Genomic DNA, 17,997 nt, shown 5'->3' with positions numbered 1-17,997 from the left:
CGACACGTCTCAGTCCTCGAGCGCTACCCGGGCACGTTCCGGCAGTGTGAACGCGGCGACTGCCGCGACGACGAACGCCGCCGCGAAGGTGCCGAAGACCAGGGCGTTGCCGCCGCCATCGAGTAGCAACGGCACCAGGAGCGGGGCAATGATCGACGCGAGTCGGCCGAACGCTGCGGCTGCACCCGTGCCAGATCCGCGTACCGGAGTCGGGTACATCTCCGGCCCGATCGCGTACAGCGCACCCCACGCACCGAGGTTGAAGAACGACAAGGCCATGCCGGCGGCGATGATCGTTGCGGGTGTGTCGGCCAGTCCGAACAGGGCCGCCGACACGGCCGATCCCGCGAGGAACGCCGCCAGGGTGATGCGCCTGCCCCACACCTCGATCAACCATGCGGCGACGCCGTAGCCGGGTAGCTGGGCAAGGGTGATGATCAGCGTGTAACCGAACGAAGTGACCAGATCGAAGCCCTGTGCGACGAGCAGGCTCGGCAACCAGATGAACGCGCCGTAGTACGAGAAGTTGATGCCGAACCAGACGATCCACAGCGCGGCGGTGCGAGCACGCAGTCCCTCGTCCCAGATCGATCGCCGCGGCACCTCGGTCGGCGCGGGCTCGGCCGGTGCGTCGACGATCCCCTCTCCCGGGGCCACGACTCCCGCCGAGCGTTCGTAGTCACGGACGATGGCCTCGGCGTCCGCGTAGCGCCCCTTGCTCTCGAGGAACCGCACCGATTCCGGCAGCCCGAGACGCACGACGAGCGCGTACGCGGCCGGAACGAGGCCGATCGCAAGCGCCCACCGCCACCCGTCGTCGTTCAACGGCACGACGAAGTACCCGATCAGTGCTGCAAGAAGCCACCCGGCAGCCCAGAAGGCTTCGAGCGCCACCACCACGCGACCACGGATCTTGCGCGGCGCAAACTCGCTGACCAGTGTCGACGCGACCGGAAGTTCGGCGCCGAGCCCCAGTCCGACGACGAAACGAAGGGCGATGAGCATCGCGACCGACGTGGACAACGCCGCGGCGCCCGTCGCCAGCCCGTAGACGAGGAGCGTCATGGCGAACACCTGCCGGCGGCCGATGCGGTCGGCGAGTAGACCACCGACAGACGCACCGATCGCCATGCCGAGGAATCCGATGGAGCCGATCCACGACAACTGGGTGGACGACAGATTCCACTGGACCGCCAACGCCGCCATGACGAAGGAGATGAGACCGACGTCCATCGCGTCGAGCGCCCACCCGACGCCGGATCCGCCCAACAGCCGACGATGTTTGGCGGTGAACGGCAGCTCGTCGAGCCGCTGGGTGCGCGTGGTCATGGATCGGGAAGTTACACCCGGCGACTCGGTTGCGGTGCAATCAGCCGCGCGCTGCCTCCTCGAGCTGCGCAATCTCGATCTTGTGCATCTTCATCATCACGTCGCTGACCCGCTCCGCGACCTTCGGATCGGGGTCGGTGAGCAGTTCCATGAGTCGTCGCGGCACCACCTGCCACGACACCCCGAACCGATCCTCGAGCCAACCGCACTGCGATTCCTCACCGCCGTCGGCGATGAGCGAGTTCCAGTAGTGGTCCACCTCGTCCTGGTCACCGCAGTCGATCTTGAACGATACGGCCTCACTGAACGTGAACTGCGGACCACCGTTCAGACCGGTGAAGCGGGAACCGTCGAGTTCGAATTCGACGGTAAGGACGGTACCGGGCGGGAACGGCCCGTCCTCCGGGTAGTAGGAGGTGCTCAGGATCTTCGAATTGGGGAACACACCGGTATAGAACTCGGCAGCTTCCAGGGCCTTCATATCGAACCACAGGCACGGGGTGACGGCAGGCATCACAAGGCTCCTTCATAGGCGATGGGGCTGTCATATGGACTGACCGCCACCGAAGCGAAACCTCATCACTCACTCGACGGCGACTCGCACAGGCGGCTCATAGAGGGCTCGGTCTGGCCACAGGCTCGCCCCGGCGTGACCGAGTAGCAGTTTGGTGTAGTACACCGGCCCGAACCAGGGTGCGATTCGCGAAGGCCCGAGCACCCGGTCCAGAGCGATGCCGCCCACGGTCAGCGCTGCACCGAGCGGGCGTCGATATCGTGGGGCGGTACGAATCGCGACGGTCGCGGCCATCATGTAGCCGTAGTGCGCGCCCGCCCACAGCCACACCGGCATGCGGTGCGGCTCATCCCGATCCCACAACGCGAACAAGAACGGATGTACGTGCAGTACAGCAAATTTCAGGTGATCGACGTCGGACGCGGCGGGACGCTCGTACCAGCGGGTACACGCACGAGTGTTGTTCACCCACGCCCCACCCCACAGGTCGACCGCGACGGCGCGAAGCGTCAGGGATTCGACAGTGGACAGGTCACGCGATCGACGCGAGAGTCTCGGTGCCGCGACCGCGCCGAGCACCGACAACCCCGCCGTGACGGTGTTCTCCACCGGCCCCGCTTCGGGTCCGACGAATTCGTCCCACGCCCGCCGAAGTCTGCCTCGTGCACCCATACTTACCCAGTCTGCCACCGGCAACCTGCTTCAGGGGCCGACACCGTCCGTCAGGTCTCGCACTTCGGCGTACCGCTGACGGACATGCGGGGTCGGGTCGGCCTCGTAGCCTCGAATCTCGCCCTCCGCCCACTTCGGGGGTTCGTCTCCACCGCGAAGCACCCATGCCGCCTGCCGCGCTGCACCTCGGGCGACGTACTCGCCCGGTTCGGGTACGTCCACCGGCAGACCGAAGATCGCCGGTGCGAGCTCGCACAAGGCCTGGGACCTTGCCCCTCCCCCGACCATCAGTACCCGCCGCACCGGTGTGCCCTGACCGATGATGTGGTCGATACCCTCGGCCAGCGAGCAGAGCAACCCTTCGACGGCAGCGCGGGCCAGGTGGGCGGGCGTCGAATTCGTCAGTCGTAGACCGTGGATCGCGCCCGTCGCGTCGGGACGGTTCGGGGTGCGTTCGCCCTCGAGATACGGCACGAGCACGAGTCCGCCGCTGCCCGCGGGAGCAGACAGCGCGAGCCGGGCCAGTTGTGCGTGCTCTACGCCGAGCATCGCCGCGGTCGCGTCGAGCACCCGGGCCCCGTTGAGCGTGCACACCAGCGGCAGGTGTCGCCCGGTGGCGTCGGCGAACCCGGCAACGTATCCGTCGGGGTCGCGAGGCGCAGTGGCCGACACGGCGCATACGACACCGGATGTTCCGATCGACACGATGACGTCGCCTTCGCGGGCATCCAATGCCAGTGCCGCGGCAGCATTGTCGCCCGCTCCGGGACCGAGCAGCGCACCCCATGATGTTTCCCCGACAGAATCGACAGGCCCGGCAATGGACGGCAACGCCGGACTCGACCGTCGCAGTGCAAGTTCGAGCAGATCGCGACGGTAGTCGCTGGTAGTGGCATCGAAGTAGCCGGTGCCGCTCGCGTCGCTACGGTCGGTGGCGAGTGCGCCGAGGTCGGAGCTGCCTGCAATTCGCCACGTCAACCAATCGTGCGGTAGGCACAAAGCAGCGGTGCGCGCGGCATTGTCGGGCTCATGGTCTGCGAGCCAGCGGGCTTTGGCAATGGTGATCGAGGCGACCGGCACTACTCCGACGGCGTCCGCCCATGCCTCGGGCCCACCGAGATCGCGGACCAGATCCGCCGCCGATACAGCAGATCGGTTGTCGTTCCACAGCAGAGCATCTCGGATCACCTGGCCGGAGGAGTCGAGGCACACCATTCCGTGCTGCTGCGCACCCACCGACACCGCGGCGACGTCCTCGAGGCCTCCGGCCGCGGCGATCGCCTCGTCGAGCGCCGTCGACCATGCGCGAGGATCCACCTCAGTTCCGTCCGGGTGCGTCGCTCGGCCTTCCCGAACCACGGCGCCGGTGTCCGCGTCGCACACCATCACCTTGCAGGATTGGGTGGACGAATCCACACCGGCTACGAACGTCATGGTGTCACCGCCTGGTCGCGTTGCGCACGCGTGGGCAGGTCCGCGCCGGGACGGGCGACGGTGAGCGCCGACATCGAAGAGGCCGTGTGTAATACGGATTCGAGGTCGCCCACGCCGATCTTGCGCAGCCTCTCGCGCTGTTCCGCTCCCAGCAGTCCGAGCTCCCACAGCGCATCGAGCAGGCCGACGGTGAATGCGTCGCCCGCACCGACGGTATCGACCACGTCGACCTTCTTCGCAGGCACCTCGACGACACCGGCGCGGCATACCGCGACGGCACCGGACGCTCCACGCGTGACAGCGACGATCGACGGCCCTCGCGACAACCAGTCGCGTGCGATGTCGAGCGGGTCGCGTCCCGGTGCAACCCATGCCAGGTCCTCGTCGCTGACCTTGACGACGTCCGAAAGTGCCGCCAGACGCGCAATCCGTTCCCGACCGCGCTGGTCGTCTCCGATCAGCGCCGGCCGGATGTTGGGGTCGAAGCTGATCGTCGACGTGCGCGCCTGCTGCTCGACGAGATCGGCGACCGCATCGCATCCCGGTTCGAGTACGGTCGCGATCGAACCTGTGTGGACGAGCAGCAGATCGGCGGACGGCGACGGTAGCTCGGGCCTCCAGTTGATATCGAATTCGTATGTGGCGGCATTGTCGTCGCCGATCTTCGCGGACGCGGTCGCTGTACTCGTCTGCGACACGCTGCCGTCGGTCAGGGCGACACCGGATGCATCGAGATGTCCGACGATGCGCCTGCCGCGTTCGTCCGCGCCCACGCTCGTGGCGAGCCGGACCTTCCGATCGAGCCGCCCCAACCCGACAGCAACATTCAGCGGGCTCCCTCCGACGTGTTCGACGGGCTCGTCGTCGCCGCGACGGACGATGTCGATGAGGGCTTCTCCGACGATCAGTGCCTGGCCGTTCATTCCGACGCCCCGTTCATTCCGGCTCCACAGGTAGAGCTTCGAGGGTGCCTTTCGCGCCCTCGTTGTGCAGGGAGTTGAGGGCCCAGGTGTACGCGTCGACGAAGCGGGTGCTCCGAGCGAGATCCCCGAACACCGAGGTGTTCTCGATGAACACGGCCGGGTGGGTGTACTGCCTGCGAGCGAGTGGCACCAGTTCCTCGGCGAGACGGTCCACCACCTCGATCGGTGTGCCGTGTTCGTCGACGCCTTCGGCATAGCGGGCCCAGGACGCGACGATCGCAGCGGAGCGGACGATGTGGCCGCCGCTGTCGAGATTCTCCCGGATGACCGGCAGCAGCCATTTGGGGATGCGATCGGACGATTCGGCGCACAATCGCGCGATGGTGTCTCGGATCTCGGGGTTGGCGAACCTCTCGATGAGCGTCCGAGTATATTCGTCGAGGTCGATACCAGGGACCGGCTTCAGGGTGGGTATCGCCTCGTCGGTCATGTAGCTCAGGAGGAACTGCGCGATCAACGGATCCTGCGCGGCGTCGTGTACGTACCGGTAGCCCATCAGGTACCCGAAATAACAGAGACCTTGGTGGCTTGCGTTGAGCAGTCGCAACTTCATCAGCTCGTACGGCGCGACGTCGCCGACCAGATGTACACCAGCCTTTTCGAACGGCGGCCGCCCGTCGGCGAAGTCGTCTTCGAGGACCCACGTCGTGAATGGCTCGGCCACCACGGGCCAGCGGTCCTGAACATCGAAACGCGACGAGAGTTCGTCGATCACACTCTGCGTGGTGACGGGAGTGATGCGATCGACCATCGAGTTCGGGAAACGGGTGTTCTGGGTGATCCAGTCCGCGAGTTCGGGGTCCACCAGGCGGGCGTAGGAGGTGAACACCCGGCGGGCGACAACGCCGTTGCCTTCGATGTTGTCGCAGGACATGAGTGTCGGGGACGGAACGCCCCGAGCCCGTCGGCGCGCCAGTGCTTCGACCACCAGACCGAACACCGTGGCAGGCGGGCCTTCGGAGTTGAGGTCCTGCTTGATGGCCGGGTTGTCGATGTCGAATTCGCCGGTGTCGTGGCGGATGTTGTATCCGCCCTCGGTGACGGTGAACGAGACGATCTTCGTGCTGGGTGCGGCGAGGAGCTCGATGACGGCTTCGGGTTCGTCGGGCGCGTACCGATAGTCGACGATCGACCCGATCACGCGGGGTTCCCACGTTCCATCGGGGTGGGTGAGAACCAGCGTGTAGAGGTTGTCCTGGGCGGCGAGTGCCTCCTGCATGCGCCGATCGCCCGGCATCACGCCGACCCCGCAGATCCCCCAGTCCTTCGCGAGGCCCTGCTCGAGCAGACGGTCGACGTACATCGCCTGGTGCGCACGATGGAACCCCCCGACACCGAAATGCACGATGCCGACGGTCACGTCGTCCCGGGAATAGGTCGGCGTAGGTACACGCAGTTCCGGCAGGGTCGCTTCACTCGGTTCCACGTTGCGCCTCCACAGTGGGTGATACGTGTACAACTGCCTTGATCGAGCCGGGGACCCGATCGGATTCGAGGGCGTCGACGGATTTCTCGAGCGGGAAGTGCGCGGTGACCATCGAATCGAGGTCGACCCGGCCGGACTCGAGAAGGCTCAGCGCCGTCGGCCACGTGTTCGCATACCGGAAGACGCCGGTGAGCACCAATTCCCGGTTCTGGATCACCTGCACGGGTATCGGCATCGTCTCGGCGCCCGACCCCACGAGTACGACGGTGCCACCGGGGCGGACGGCACGGATACCCGAATCCACCGCCGCGGGCGATCCGGACGCATCGATGTAGGCGTCGACCCGCAGATCCGACGTGTCGTCCGATCGTGGATCGAAGGTGGCGGTGGCGCCGAACCTCCGCGCGACCTCGCATCGGTGTTCATCGAGGTCGGTCACGACGATGTCGACGGCCCCGAATGCGCGCGCGACCTGGACGGTGACGATGCCGACCGGGCCCGCGCCGCTGACCAGCACGCTCGACCCGGCCGTCACCCGAGCCTTCCGGACCGCGGCGATACCCACCGAGAGCGGTTCACACAGCGCCGCGGCGTCGTCGGACACCGTGTCAGGGACGGGATGAGCGAAGTGCGCGCCGATGGTCACGTAGTCGCACAGGGCGCCGTCGACCGGTGGCGTCGCATAGAACTGCATATGCGGACACAGGTTGTAGTCGCCGCGTCGGGTCGGGGCACTGCCCGGGTCGGGGCGTTGCGGCTCGATCGACACCCGTTGCCCGACGCGTTCGGCGGGTACGCCCTCACCGACGGCAACGACTGTTCCGGACGCCTCGTGCCCGAGGACGAGCGGCGACTCGACCACGAATTCGCCGATGCGGCCTTCACGGTAGTAGTGCGCGTCGGATCCACAGACTCCCACCGAGGCGACGCGGATCAGCACATCACCGGGGGCGGGCTCGGGAACAGGCCGTTCCTCCATCTCGATCCGCCCCGGCTCGACGAGGACTGCCGCGCGCATCGTCGCGGGAAGAGTGGAATCTGTTGTGTAGATCACACCTCGATGCTAACCTACTGAGCACATGAACGCACCCCTGCGCATTTGCTCATTAGATTTCAGATGCGCCCGGGCATAGAGGAGCCCCTCCGTGACGAATCCAAGTCCAGTACCGAAGGCACCGGACGGCGATACCACCGCCGCACCCGAAGACCTTCGCCTGGCACTGCGCGCGGCCACCCTCTACTATCTCGACGGGCTCACCCAAGCCCAGGTTGCGGACAGACTCGGCGTCTCCCGCGCGACCGCCGGACGACTCGTGGCCCGCGCCCGCTCCCATGGCCTCGTCCGCATCGAGGTCACCACACCTCCCCATCTCCGCGACGACCTGCACGCCGATGTCGAGCACGCGCTCGAGAAGCGATTCGGACTCACCGAAGCCGTCGTCGTCGGCGTTCGGGTCGACGACCGGGGGCCGGTGGACAACTCGGCGAGCTTCGCCGTGCTGGGCCGCGCGGCCGCCTCACTCCTGACCCGCCGCCTCCGGCCCGCCGACACCCTCGGATTCACCTGGGGGCCCGAAACCATCGCTGTCGCCCAGGCGATTCCGACCGGTGTGGCGACGTGCAAGACAATCGTGCAACTGGACGGCTCGGTCACCACGAGCACCTACCAGACCGGCACCGAATACGTGCTCGGACGGTGCGCCGAACAACTTCAGGCGCAGCCGGTTCGGCTCCCCACTCCCCTGTACGCCGATGCCACGACCGTCGCATCCATGCGCACCGACTCGGTGATCTCTCGCACGCTCGAATTGGGCTCCCGAGCCGACGTGATGATGTTCGGAGTCGGCGCAGTGTCCTCCTCCACAACCCTGTTCGAGGGCAGCTTCCTCGACACCGCGATGCTCGACACGCTCGACGAGCTGGGCGCGGTCGGGGAAATCGGCGGCCGGTTCTTCCGAGAGGACGGAACGCCCGCCCACGTCGAACTCGAAACCCGCACGATGTCGACACCGTTGTCCGAGATCGCCGCATGCCCCTCGACAATCCTCGTCGCCGGCGGCGCGTCGAAGCACCGCGCGGCCCATGGCGCCCTCTGCGGCGGTTACGCAACCATGCTCGTCTGCGACATCGCCTGCGCAGAATGGCTCCTCGATCGATCCCCCACCCACCCGCATGACTCGGGCAGGATCCCACCGAAATGAGGTAGATGGCCGTGCAACCACCCGGAAGCAGTACCCGCACTCTCAGTTTCACCGGAAAGCTGGTAGCCGGAGCCGGAGCCGGAGCGCTGTGCCTGGCGCTCTCCGGCTGCGCCGGAGCCGGATCCCTCGGCGCATCCGACCGGACCGTCACCATCGCGATGGTGTCCAATTCCCAGATGACGGACGCACGTTCGCTCGCGTCGCAATTCGAGGCGGAGAATCCGGACATCGATCTCCGCTTCGTCACCCTGTCGGAGAACGAAGCCCGCGCCAAGATCACCGCATCCACCGCCATGGGAGGCGGAGAATTCGACGTGGTGATGATCAGCAACTACGAAACGCCGCAGTGGGCGGAATACGGATGGCTGACCAACCTTGGCCCCTTCATCGAAGCCACCGAGGGATACGACCAGGACGACTTCATTCCGTCTCTGCGCGAGGCACTCTCGTACGACGGCGACATGTACTCGGTGCCGTTCTACGGCGAGTCGTCCTTCCTGATGTACCGACAGGACCTGTTCGAGGAGGCCGGGATCACCCTGTCCGATCCACCGACGTGGACCGAGGTCGCAGACGCCGCAGCACAACTCGACGGACCCGACATCAACGGGATCTGCCTCCGCGGCAAGCCCGGTTGGGGCGAACTGCTGGCACCGCTCGACACCGTGATCAACACCTTCGGTGGCCGCTGGTTCGACGAGGACTGGAACGCCCAGCTCAACTCGCCCGAGGTGCAGCGTGCCGTCGAATTCTACGTCGACCTCGTACGCACCTACGGCCAGCCCGGCGCTGCGACCAGCGGGTTCACCGAATGCGCCACGCAACTCGCGCAGGGCCGTGTCGCGATGTGGTACGACTCGACCTCCGCGGTCTCGACTCTGGAAGACCCGTCCTCGAGCAATGTCGTCGGCAAGATCGGATATGCCCCCGCACCCGTCATGGAGAAGGATCCGTCCGGCTGGCTGTACACCTGGTCGCTCGGCATCCCGGAGAGCAGTGAGAACGCCGACGACGCATGGAAGTTCATCTCGTGGATGACCGATCAGAACTACATGCGCCTGGTCGGTGAAGAACTCGGGTGGGAGCGTGTTCCCCCCGGTAGCCGCCTCTCGACGTACGAGATCCCCGAATACGAGGAGGCCTCGCAGGCGTACGGGCCCATCACCCTCGAGTCCATCGAGGGCGCCGACCAAGCGAACCCCACGGTCGACCCGGTCCCCTACACCGGAATCCAGTTCTTGGCGATACCCGAATTCCAGGACCTCGGCACCCGGGTGAGCCAACAGATCAGCGCTGCCATCGCCGGCCGTCAAACCGTCGCCGAAGCGCTCGATCAAGCCCAGAAGTACGCCGAAGCCGTCGGCGCAACGTATCGGGAGGAATCGCAGTGACTGCCCTCGAGGTGCCTCAACCGACACCGGATATGGCCGAACGCATCCGCCGTGTCAAAGCAGCGAAAGACGAGAAGGTCTCCCGCGCCGAAGGATGGCGACTGCGCGGTCCACTGCTGCCCGCGCTGATCTTCATGATCGTGGTGACGCAGATACCGTTCCTGTTCACCCTCTTCTACTCCACCCAGTCCTGGAACCTCGTCAATCCCGGCTCGCGCCGGTTCGTCGGGCTCCAGAACTACGTGGACGTCTTCCAGGACAGTCAGTTCTGGCAGGTGGCACTCAATACGGTGATCCTCATCGTCGGAACCGTACTGATCTCGGTGATACTCGGTCTGCTGCTCGCACTGCTGCTCGACCGTGCCTTCCTCGGACGCGGAATCGTCCGCACCCTGCTGATCACGCCGTTCCTGGTCACACCGGTAGCAGCAGCATTGGTCTGGAAGACCTCGATGTTCGACCCCATTTTCGGCATCGTGAACTGGGTGTTGTCGCCGTTCGGCGTCGGCGAAGTCGACTGGATCAGTAGATACCCGCTGCCCACCGTGATGGTCGCCCTGATCTGGCAGTGGACCCCGTTCATGATGCTGCTGATCCTCGCCGGACTGCAGTCCATGCCGCGCGACATTCTCGAGGCCGGCCGCGTCGACGGCGCGAGCGCATTCTCACTGTTCCGGGAGCTGACCCTCCCGCACCTGCGCAGATTCATCGAACTGGGCACCGTACTCGGCGCCATCTATCTCATCAACACATTCGACGCGATCTACATGATGACGCAAGGCGGGCCAGGCACCGCGAGCGCGAACCTACCGTTCTACATCTACCAGCGCGCGTTCCTCGGTTTCGACATCGGTCAGGCCGCGGCGATGGGCGTGGTCGTCGTGATCGCCACGATCGTCATCGCGACCTTCGCTCTGCGCCTGATCTTCAAGTCGTTCACCGGTAAGGAGGAAGCAGCATGAGTACCACAGCTGCGGGTCCGAAGGCATCGGACACCACGCTGCCGCCCGGGGAAACCACACGGACGGTACGCAAACGCAAGAATCGCAAGATGAACCCGTGGGGTGTCATCGCGTGGATCGCCGCGATCGGCTTCTTCTTCCCGGTGTTCTGGATGGTGCTCACCGCGTTCAAGCAGGAGTCGGACGCCTACTCCGATCCACCGAAGTTCTTCTTCACACCGACCCTCGACCAATTCCGGTCGGTGTTCGAGACCGGTGCGAGCACGGCACTGCTCAATTCGGCGTTCGCCACCATCGTCTCGACCGTGTTCGTGCTCCTGCTCGGAGTTCCCGCGGCGTTCGCGTTGTCGTTGCGCCCGGTCCGCAGGACCCAGGATGCACTGTTCTTCTTCATCAGCACCAAGATGCTGCCCATCGTCGCCGCGATCATCCCGCTGTATGTGATCGTCGCGAATATCGGGCTGCTCGACAATATCTGGGCTCTGATCATCCTGTACACAGCGATGAACCTGCCCATCGCAGTGTGGATGATGCGGTCGTTCTTCCTCGAGGTCCCGGGCGAACTGCTCGAGGCCGCCAGCATGGACGGCGCGAGTCTGTGGACCTCCGTGCGCGAGGTGATCCTCCCGCTCGTCTCCCCCGGCATCGCCGCGACCGCGCTCATCTGCGTGATCTTCTCGTGGAACGAGTTCTTCTTCGCCGTCAACCTCACTGCTGTTCAAGCGCAGACAATTCCGGTGTTCATGGTCGGCTTCATCACCGGCGAAGGACTGTACTGGGCGCAGTTGTCGGCTGCGGCAACCATGGCAGCTCTGCCCGTCGTCCTCGCCGGATGGGTCGCACAGAACAAGCTCGTGCGCGGCCTGTCCTTCGGCGCCATCAAATAACCGACGTCGAGAAGCACCGCCTCACTCGAACCACTGCTGATACGAAGGGTTTCCATCATGGCCGAGATCACCTACCGGAACGCCTCGTGCATCTACGAGAGCTCCGACTCGCTTGCCGTCGACTCGCTGAACCTCGACATCGAGGACGGCGAGTTCGTCGTCCTCGTCGGACCGTCCGGGTCCGGCAAGAGCACCGCGCTGCGCATGCTCGCCGGCCTCGAGGACATCGACGAAGGCTCGATCTCCATCGGCGGCGTCGACATGACCGACGTGCCGCCCAAGGACCGTGACATCGCGATGGTGTTCCAGAACTACGCGCTGTACCCGAACAAGACTGTCGCCGAGAACATGGGCTTCGCTCTCAAGATGCGCGGGATCGGCGCCGAGGAACGTCGACGGAAGGTCGAGGAGGCCGCCAAGGTCCTCGACCTCACCGAATACCTGGATCGCAAACCCGCCAAGCTGTCCGGCGGTCAACGCCAGCGTGTCGCAATGGGCCGCGCAATCGTCCGTGAACCGCAGGTGTTCTGCATGGACGAGCCGCTGTCGAATCTCGATGCGAAGTTGCGTGTGCAGACCCGCACGCAGATCGCCGCCCTCCAGCGTCGCCTGGGCACCACCACCGTGTACGTCACCCACGACCAGGTCGAAGCGATGACGATGGGTGACCGCGTGGCGGTGCTGAAGAGGGGGCAGCTGCAGCAGTTCTCGTCGCCCACCGAACTCTACGATCGCCCCGCGAATGCATTCGTGGCGGGGTTCATCGGCTCCCCCGCAATGAACCTGCTGCCCGCGACCGTCACCGACAACGGAGTTCTCGTGGGCAACACTGTGATCCCCGTAGAGCGCGATCGGATCACCAGTCTCCACTCGGCAGGCATCACATCGGTGACGGCGGGTATCCGACCCGAAGATTTCGAGATCACCGAGGGTGCGGGTGTGGAGGCCGTAGTCGAACTCGTAGAAGAGCTCGGCAGCGAATCGTACGTGCACACGCGGGTACCCGGTAGTGGAAATCAGATCGTCGCGCGCTCGCTGACCCGCACCCCTGCCCGTTTGGCGGACACAATCCATCTGCGCAAGCGCGAGGGCACCGTGCACCTGTTCCATCCCGAGACCGGGGAGCGGGTGGGCGACTGACCTTGGTGATCGCCGCGGTATATCCGCGTAGAATTCGGACCTGACAGCTTTCCGGCGACCATGGGCGATGGGAGCTCGGATGGACGCTACCGACGCGTTCGAGCGAGCACACCTCGCATTCCGAGATCGCATGTGGGCTGATGCGGCCGCACATTTTCGAGCGGCCGACGAACTCCGGCCGCTCGGAGCAGACGATCTCGATCGCGCTGCGCAGTGCGCATACCTGACCGGCAACGACGACGAGTGCATCCGCTTGCTCGAGCGCGCCGTCGTCGAACACGTCGACGATCGACCTGCCGCAGGCCAGAGCACATTCTGGTTGGCCTACATCCTGTCGAGCTCGGGAGACTCCGCACGCGCCTCGGGGTGGCTCGCACGCGCCCGACGCGCCCTCGACGGCGAACCGCCGACAGACGCCGTCCGGTCGGTCCGAGCACTCCTCACGGTGCCTCAGGCCATCGGAACCTTGCTCGGAGGCGATCCGGAGTCGGCCCTTCCCACTCTTACCGCAGCGCGCGAAGTCGGTGTGGAGTGCGGGCATCGCGACCTCATTGCGCTCAGCGGTGTCGGCGTCGGTCAGGCACGGATTCTGCTCGGCGACGCCCGTGCCGGTCTGGCAGTGCTCGACGAGACCATGGTTTCGGTGACGACCGGCGAGGTCTCCCCCATCGCAACCGGGATCCTGTACTGCGCCGTGATCATCACCTGCCACGAGACCTATCAGCTCCGCCGCGCCGCCGAGTGGACGCGCGCTCTCGGTGACTGGTGTGATGCTCAGCCCGACCTCGTGCCGTTCCACGGCCAATGTCTCGTCCACCAGGCCGAGATGCTGCATCTCCACGGTGCATGGCAGGACGCCATGGAGCAGGTGCGGCTCGCGTGCCGCAGACTGTCCGAACCGGTCGCCAATCCTGCGATCGGCATGGCCCACTACGAGCTCGCCGAACTGCACCGAGTGCGCGGTGAGTTCTCTGCCGCCGACGCCGCGTATCGTCGCGCAGCACTTGCCGGACACGAGGTTCATCCGGGTCTGGCACGGCTGCGGCTTGCACAAGGTGACCTCGACAGTGCTCGCGCCGGAATCGATCGCGCACTGTCCGAGTCGACGTCCCTGTATCGCCCGCGAATGCTCGAGGCCGCCGTCGACGTGGCGCTCGCAGAGGGCAACGTCGGGAGCGCACGTCGCTTCGCCGAAGAACTCGAAGCGGTGGCATCCCAAGCCGAGTCGACAGCGCTCACCGCCATGACCGCGCACGCGTTCGGTGCCGTACTGTTGGAAGAGGGCGAACCCCGGCGGGCGCTCGACCGGCTCCGAACCGCGTGGCGACTGTGGCAGGAACTCGACGCTCCCTATGCATGCGCACATGTCCGGGTGCTGCAGGGACGCTGCTGCGACGCGCTCGGCGACCAGGACACCGCGCAGATCGAGTTCGAGTCGGCCGCGATGCTCTTTCGAGAACTCGGGGCGGCGCCGGATCTACGGCAGCTCCGTCAATACGATCCGCGCCCGTCGACGCCCGCCGGACTGACCGCGCGCGAGGTCGAGGTGCTGAGAGTGGTCGCCGCGGGCAGAACCAACCGCGAGATCGCCGAGAGCCTGGTCCTCAGCGAGAAGACGGTCGCCCGTCACCTGAGCAACATCTTCGGCAAGCTCGGCGTCTCGTCGCGTTCGGCCGCCACCGCGTACGCGTACGAGCACCACCTCGTGTGAAGGACACAGGTTCCCTACACAGAATTACCCATGCTGCGGGGGACGCATCTACACACATAGCCCGATGCAGCGGCATCTGTCCCGCTCATACCGTCGAAACATGACTACTACACCGCTTCCCTCGACCGGCGCAGCCGCGCAAACCGACACTGCCCACACCGCCGACACGGTCGACACCGTCATCATCGGAGCGGGACAAGCCGGCCTGGCCACCGGATACCACCTCGCCCGACATGGCCGACGGTTCGTGATCCTCGACGCGAACCCACGCCTCGGCGACAACTGGCGTTGCCATTGGGATTCGCTTCGGCTGTACAGCCCGGCCGGTCGCGATAGTCTGCCCGGTCTGAAGTTTCCCGCGGAGCCCGATTCGTTCCCCGGAAAGGATCAGGTAGCGAACTACCTGGAAACCTACGCCGAGACTTTCGGCCTGCCGGTGCGCACCTCCACACGAGTACACCGTGTGACGGCATTGCCGAAAACAACATCGTCGATGCCGTCCGACGATCGGTACCTCGTCAACTGCGGTGCAGTGCAGTTCGTGGCACACAATGTCGTGGTGGCCACCGGCACCTTCGGGCGGGCCCCGGCCGTCCCCGATTTCGGGCACGAACTCGACCCGTCGATCCTCCAGCTGCACTCGAGCGAATACCGCAACCCCGGACAGTTGCAGGACGGTCCTGTTCTCGTGGTGGGCGCCTCGCATTCGGGCTGCGACATCGCATTCGAAGTCGCGAGCACACACCGCACCATCCTATGTGGGCGCGACACCGGGCAGATTCCGGTTCCGCTGGAATCCCGTCGGATGCGTGTGCTCTTTCCCATCCTCTGGTTCGTGTGGGGACATGTCATGTCGCTGCGGACTCCACTCGGGAGAAAGCTCCGAAATCACGGACGGCTTCACGGCGCACCGGCGCTGCGCGTCAAGCGGACGGATCTCACTGCCGCCGGCGTCGAGCGCGTCACCGACCGTATGACCGGAGTCCGCGGCGGTCGAGCGGTTCTCGGTGACGACCGGCTCGTCGACGCGACAAACATCGTCTGGTGCACAGGGTTCCATCAGGACTACAGCTGGATCGACCTCCCCGTCATCGGTGAGGACGGCTGGCCGCTCGAACAGCGCGGGGTGGTCCCGGATGCCCCTGGTCTGTACTTCACCGGTCTGGCATTCCAGTCGTCGTTCCGGTCCATGTTTGTCGGCGGGGCCGGCGCCGATGCGCAGTTCGTGGTCCAGCATCTGATGACACACCAGGCTGAACGGGTCGCTATGCTCCCGGCATGATCAGCCGGGGCACCACCGCATCGTTCATCGCACTCGCCGCAGCGCTCGTCACCGTCACAGCCTGCGGCGACACCGTTTCGGGGGAGGCCACCGCCGCCGACCCGACCGCGACCGCTGCGCAGACGACATCGGCCGCACCGACGACCACGACAACGGCCGCCACCACGACGAAGGCACCGGTTCAGGTAGATCCCGCGGAGTACGCGGGCTCGCAGCCCGGCGTGTATTACTTCCTGTCCGAGAGCGGGAAGTTCGAGTGCGCGATCCTCACTCACACCGACCCGGTCGCGGGCTGCCAGGGCACCATGCCGTCGAGTGCGCCCCGCGTACCGGGCAGCGGAGCGGCGGATGTGACGGTGCCGGCGAACGTCGTGATCGTGGAATCATCCGGAGAGGGTCAATTCAGTAACATCGGCGATATCGCGTTCATGGATCCGAACCGGACCGCACAGGTCCTCCCGTACGGGGAAGCGTTGAAGATCAGCGTGTTCACCTGCACTATCGACGAAAGCACCGGTGTCACGTGCGAGTCGGACGCCCACGGATTCACCGTGTCCGCCGACGACTACGAACTGTGGTGAATCGCTGAGTCGTCGTGGGTGAATTCAGAAACCCGCAAGGTCCTGCCGCGACACCGGCAGCATGAAGTTGCCTTCCGGTGTACGGACCCACCACGCTCCGGTCGCGCGATGCTCGGTAGGCGTGGTGTACCGGTAGTGGAACACACGAGCGCGTACCAGGGCGGGTGGCGCATCGGGAAACGGGTTGTGTCGCAACAGCCGCAGGGTGTCGGGGTCGTTGTCGAGGAGCCGCGCCGCGAACCGCGGGAACCAACCGACGGCGTAGTCCCGGGAGATCGCGGCGAACCACATCATCCAGTCGAGTCGTCGATGGTAGGGCGCGCATTGGCGAGGCCGGCGGAACACATCACCGGGTTTGCCCTTGAACTCGTACTCGTGCCACTGGCTCGCCGGGGTGACCACAGCATCGGTGGTGCCCTCGACGATCACCTCCCTACGGGTGCGAGTGATGCTACCGAACGCACCGTAGGTGTTGACGAAATGCCACGGGTTGTACGACGCGTTCATCTGCTGCCTCGTCGACACCAAGTTCCGTACGGGCCGATAGCTGAGAGCGGCGACCACGGCGGTCAGCGCAAGAACCGCCGCGGTGAACGGCTCAGGCGTCGGAGCGAAATCGTGGTTCGCGGTGGCGAGAGCGGCATAGAAACTGTCGGGTAACACGGAGAGTGCCAGCACGATGGTGACCCAGTTCAACCACGCGAAATTGCCGCTGAGCACCAGCCACAGCTGCGTCACGATCATGATTCCGGCGGCGATTCCCGCGCCCGGCTGCGGCAGGAACAATCCGAACGGAACCACGAGTTGTGTCACATGGTTGCCGGCCACTTCCATCCGATGCAGCGGACGCGGCAGCCGGTGGAACCATCGGCTCAGCGGGCCGGGCATCGGCTGGGTCTCGTGGTGGTAGTACAGGCATGTCAGGTCACGCCAGCAGCGGTCGCCGCGCCACTTGATCAGGCCCGCCCCGAATTCGACCCGGAACAGCAACCAGCGCAGCATGATCAGCACCAGGAACTGCGGTGCGGTCTGCGCGTTACCGAGGAAGATCGCGAGCACTCCGGCTTCGAGCAGTAGTGATTCCCACCCGAACGCGTACCAGACCTGTCCCACATTGACGATCGACAGGTACAGCACCCACAGCGTGAACCACACGAGCATGCAGGCCACCAGGGGCAGGCGCTCGGTGACACCCACGAGGGTCAGCGCCGCCAGGAGGACACCGACGATCGCCACCACTGCGAACGTGCGATCGGTGAACCGCCAGTGGAACACACTCGGCGCCGAGCGGAACGACCGTCGGCGGACGAAGTCGGGTACCGGCAGCATTCCCCGTTCGCCGATCAGTGCACGAAACTGCAGCAGAGCGGCCAGGAACGCCACCAAATACAGCGCAGCGAGACCTCGGGTGACCAACAGTCGCCCGATCACGTATCCGTCCGCATCCAACCAGTGCACAGTCGTCGCTCCCCGCCGACGGTCCG

Annotated in this window: 16 protein-coding genes; 8 read left to right on the top strand and 8 right to left on the bottom strand. The window is 65.5% G+C overall.

All coding sequences use genetic code 11. The features are described 5' to 3' along the window. Nucleotides 1-9 precede the first annotated feature (9 nt). From EV641_RS08900 to EV641_RS08870, 7 genes are all read right to left on the bottom strand, one after another. On the bottom strand, nucleotides 10-1,329 hold the full coding sequence (locus tag EV641_RS08900; RefSeq protein ID WP_132471529.1) for an MFS transporter: 1,320 nt from the start codon (nucleotides 1,327-1,329) through the stop codon (nucleotides 10-12). 40 nt (nucleotides 1,330-1,369) lie between these two features. Continuing rightward, a complete protein-coding gene (locus tag EV641_RS08895) occupies nucleotides 1,370-1,843 on the bottom strand; it encodes a VOC family protein (RefSeq protein ID WP_132471528.1) in 474 nt (157 codons plus the stop codon). Between the two features lie 69 nt (nucleotides 1,844-1,912). Continuing rightward, on the bottom strand, nucleotides 1,913-2,533 hold the full coding sequence (locus EV641_RS08890; protein ID WP_132471527.1) for a hypothetical protein: 621 nt from the start codon (nucleotides 2,531-2,533) through the stop codon (nucleotides 1,913-1,915). Nucleotides 2,534-2,545: 12 nt separating this feature from the next. Next, on the bottom strand, nucleotides 2,546-3,949 hold the full coding sequence (locus EV641_RS08885) for an FGGY-family carbohydrate kinase (RefSeq protein ID WP_132471526.1): 1,404 nt from the start codon (nucleotides 3,947-3,949) through the stop codon (nucleotides 2,546-2,548). Further along, nucleotides 3,946-4,872 (bottom strand): carbohydrate kinase, encoded by a 927-nt coding sequence (locus tag EV641_RS08880; protein WP_132471525.1) that lies wholly within the window; start codon nucleotides 4,870-4,872, stop codon nucleotides 3,946-3,948. The genes EV641_RS08885 and EV641_RS08880 overlap by 4 nt, the downstream gene beginning before the upstream one ends. A gap of 13 nt (nucleotides 4,873-4,885) precedes the next feature. Next, nucleotides 4,886-6,337 (bottom strand): mannitol dehydrogenase family protein, encoded by a 1,452-nt coding sequence (locus tag EV641_RS08875; protein WP_241997005.1) that lies wholly within the window; start codon nucleotides 6,335-6,337, stop codon nucleotides 4,886-4,888. A gap of 7 nt (nucleotides 6,338-6,344) precedes the next feature. Then, nucleotides 6,345-7,376 carry an NAD(P)-dependent alcohol dehydrogenase gene (locus EV641_RS08870; RefSeq protein ID WP_132471650.1) on the bottom strand — a complete coding sequence of 344 codons (1,032 nt, stop codon included), beginning with the start codon at nucleotides 7,374-7,376 and terminating at the stop codon, nucleotides 6,345-6,347. A 127-nt stretch (nucleotides 7,377-7,503) separates the two neighbouring features. Between EV641_RS08870 and EV641_RS08865 the strand changes: the two genes are divergently transcribed. The 8 genes from EV641_RS08865 to EV641_RS08830 all read left to right on the top strand — a co-directional run bounded on the left by EV641_RS08865 (nucleotide 7,504) and on the right by EV641_RS08830 (nucleotide 16,513). Then, nucleotides 7,504-8,559 carry a sugar-binding domain-containing protein gene (locus EV641_RS08865; RefSeq protein WP_241996981.1) on the top strand — a complete coding sequence of 352 codons (1,056 nt, stop codon included), beginning with the start codon at nucleotides 7,504-7,506 and terminating at the stop codon, nucleotides 8,557-8,559. Between the two features lie 5 nt (nucleotides 8,560-8,564). Further along, nucleotides 8,565-9,950 (top strand): sugar ABC transporter substrate-binding protein, encoded by a 1,386-nt coding sequence (locus EV641_RS08860; protein ID WP_132471524.1) that lies wholly within the window; start codon nucleotides 8,565-8,567, stop codon nucleotides 9,948-9,950. Between the two features lie 32 nt (nucleotides 9,951-9,982). Beyond that, on the top strand, nucleotides 9,983-10,912 hold the full coding sequence (locus EV641_RS08855; protein WP_132471648.1) for a sugar ABC transporter permease: 930 nt from the start codon (nucleotides 9,983-9,985) through the stop codon (nucleotides 10,910-10,912). Continuing rightward, entirely contained in the window at nucleotides 10,909-11,799 is an 891-nt protein-coding gene (locus EV641_RS08850; RefSeq protein ID WP_132471523.1) for a carbohydrate ABC transporter permease, read from the top strand. Before EV641_RS08855 ends, EV641_RS08850 begins: the two co-directional genes overlap by 4 nt. Before the next feature lie 57 nt (nucleotides 11,800-11,856). Next, nucleotides 11,857-12,939, top strand: coding sequence for an ABC transporter ATP-binding protein (locus EV641_RS08845; protein WP_132471522.1), 1,083 nt, complete (start codon nucleotides 11,857-11,859; stop codon nucleotides 12,937-12,939). Nucleotides 12,940-13,018: 79 nt separating this feature from the next. Then, nucleotides 13,019-14,650, top strand: a complete 1,632-nt coding sequence (locus EV641_RS08840) for a response regulator transcription factor (RefSeq protein ID WP_241996977.1) — start codon at nucleotides 13,019-13,021, stop codon at nucleotides 14,648-14,650. 100 nt (nucleotides 14,651-14,750) lie between these two features. Beyond that, on the top strand, nucleotides 14,751-15,932 hold the full coding sequence (locus EV641_RS08835; RefSeq protein WP_132471521.1) for an NAD(P)/FAD-dependent oxidoreductase: 1,182 nt from the start codon (nucleotides 14,751-14,753) through the stop codon (nucleotides 15,930-15,932). Beyond that, nucleotides 15,929-16,513 carry a hypothetical protein gene (locus EV641_RS08830; RefSeq protein ID WP_132471520.1) on the top strand — a complete coding sequence of 195 codons (585 nt, stop codon included), beginning with the start codon at nucleotides 15,929-15,931 and terminating at the stop codon, nucleotides 16,511-16,513. Before EV641_RS08835 ends, EV641_RS08830 begins: the two co-directional genes overlap by 4 nt. A 24-nt stretch (nucleotides 16,514-16,537) precedes the next feature. Here the strand turns inward: EV641_RS08830 and EV641_RS08825 are convergent, their stop codons facing one another. After that, the gene (locus EV641_RS08825; RefSeq protein ID WP_132471646.1) at nucleotides 16,538-17,971 is read right to left on the bottom strand and encodes a lipase maturation factor family protein; all 1,434 of its coding nucleotides are present in this window, start codon (nucleotides 17,969-17,971) and stop codon (nucleotides 16,538-16,540) included. Nucleotides 17,972-17,997: the final 26 nt, after the last annotated feature.

Origin of the sequence: Rhodococcus sp. SMB37, from assembly GCF_004345605.1 — a bacterium.
Taxonomy (GTDB): Bacteria; Actinomycetota; Actinomycetes; order Mycobacteriales; family Mycobacteriaceae; genus Rhodococcus.
This window is presented reverse-complemented; position numbering and strand designations above follow the sequence as displayed.

Bases quoted from the DNA above. Each gene is read 5' to 3' on its own strand.
- EV641_RS08900 (WP_132471529.1), bottom strand. From the start codon at position 1,329: ATGACCACGCGCACCCAGCGGCTCGACGAGCTGCCGTTCACCGCCAAA.
- EV641_RS08895 (WP_132471528.1), bottom strand. From the start codon at position 1,843: ATGCCTGCCGTCACCCCGTGCCTGTGGTTCGATATGAAGGCCCTGGAA.
- EV641_RS08885 (WP_132471526.1), bottom strand. From the start codon at position 3,949: ATGACGTTCGTAGCCGGTGTGGATTCGTCCACCCAATCCTGCAAGGTG.
- EV641_RS08880 (WP_132471525.1), bottom strand. From the start codon at position 4,872: ATGAACGGCCAGGCACTGATCGTCGGAGAAGCCCTCATCGACATCGTC.
- EV641_RS08870 (WP_132471650.1), bottom strand. From the start codon at position 7,376: ATGCGCGCGGCAGTCCTCGTCGAGCCGGGGCGGATCGAGATGGAGGAA.
- EV641_RS08860 (WP_132471524.1), top strand. From the start codon at position 8,565: ATGGCCGTGCAACCACCCGGAAGCAGTACCCGCACTCTCAGTTTCACC.
- EV641_RS08855 (WP_132471648.1), top strand. From the start codon at position 9,983: ATGGCCGAACGCATCCGCCGTGTCAAAGCAGCGAAAGACGAGAAGGTC.
- EV641_RS08850 (WP_132471523.1), top strand. From the start codon at position 10,909: ATGAGTACCACAGCTGCGGGTCCGAAGGCATCGGACACCACGCTGCCG.
- EV641_RS08845 (WP_132471522.1), top strand. From the start codon at position 11,857: ATGGCCGAGATCACCTACCGGAACGCCTCGTGCATCTACGAGAGCTCC.
- EV641_RS08840 (WP_241996977.1), top strand. From the start codon at position 13,019: ATGGACGCTACCGACGCGTTCGAGCGAGCACACCTCGCATTCCGAGAT.
- EV641_RS08835 (WP_132471521.1), top strand. From the start codon at position 14,751: ATGACTACTACACCGCTTCCCTCGACCGGCGCAGCCGCGCAAACCGAC.
- EV641_RS08830 (WP_132471520.1), top strand. From the start codon at position 15,929: ATGATCAGCCGGGGCACCACCGCATCGTTCATCGCACTCGCCGCAGCG.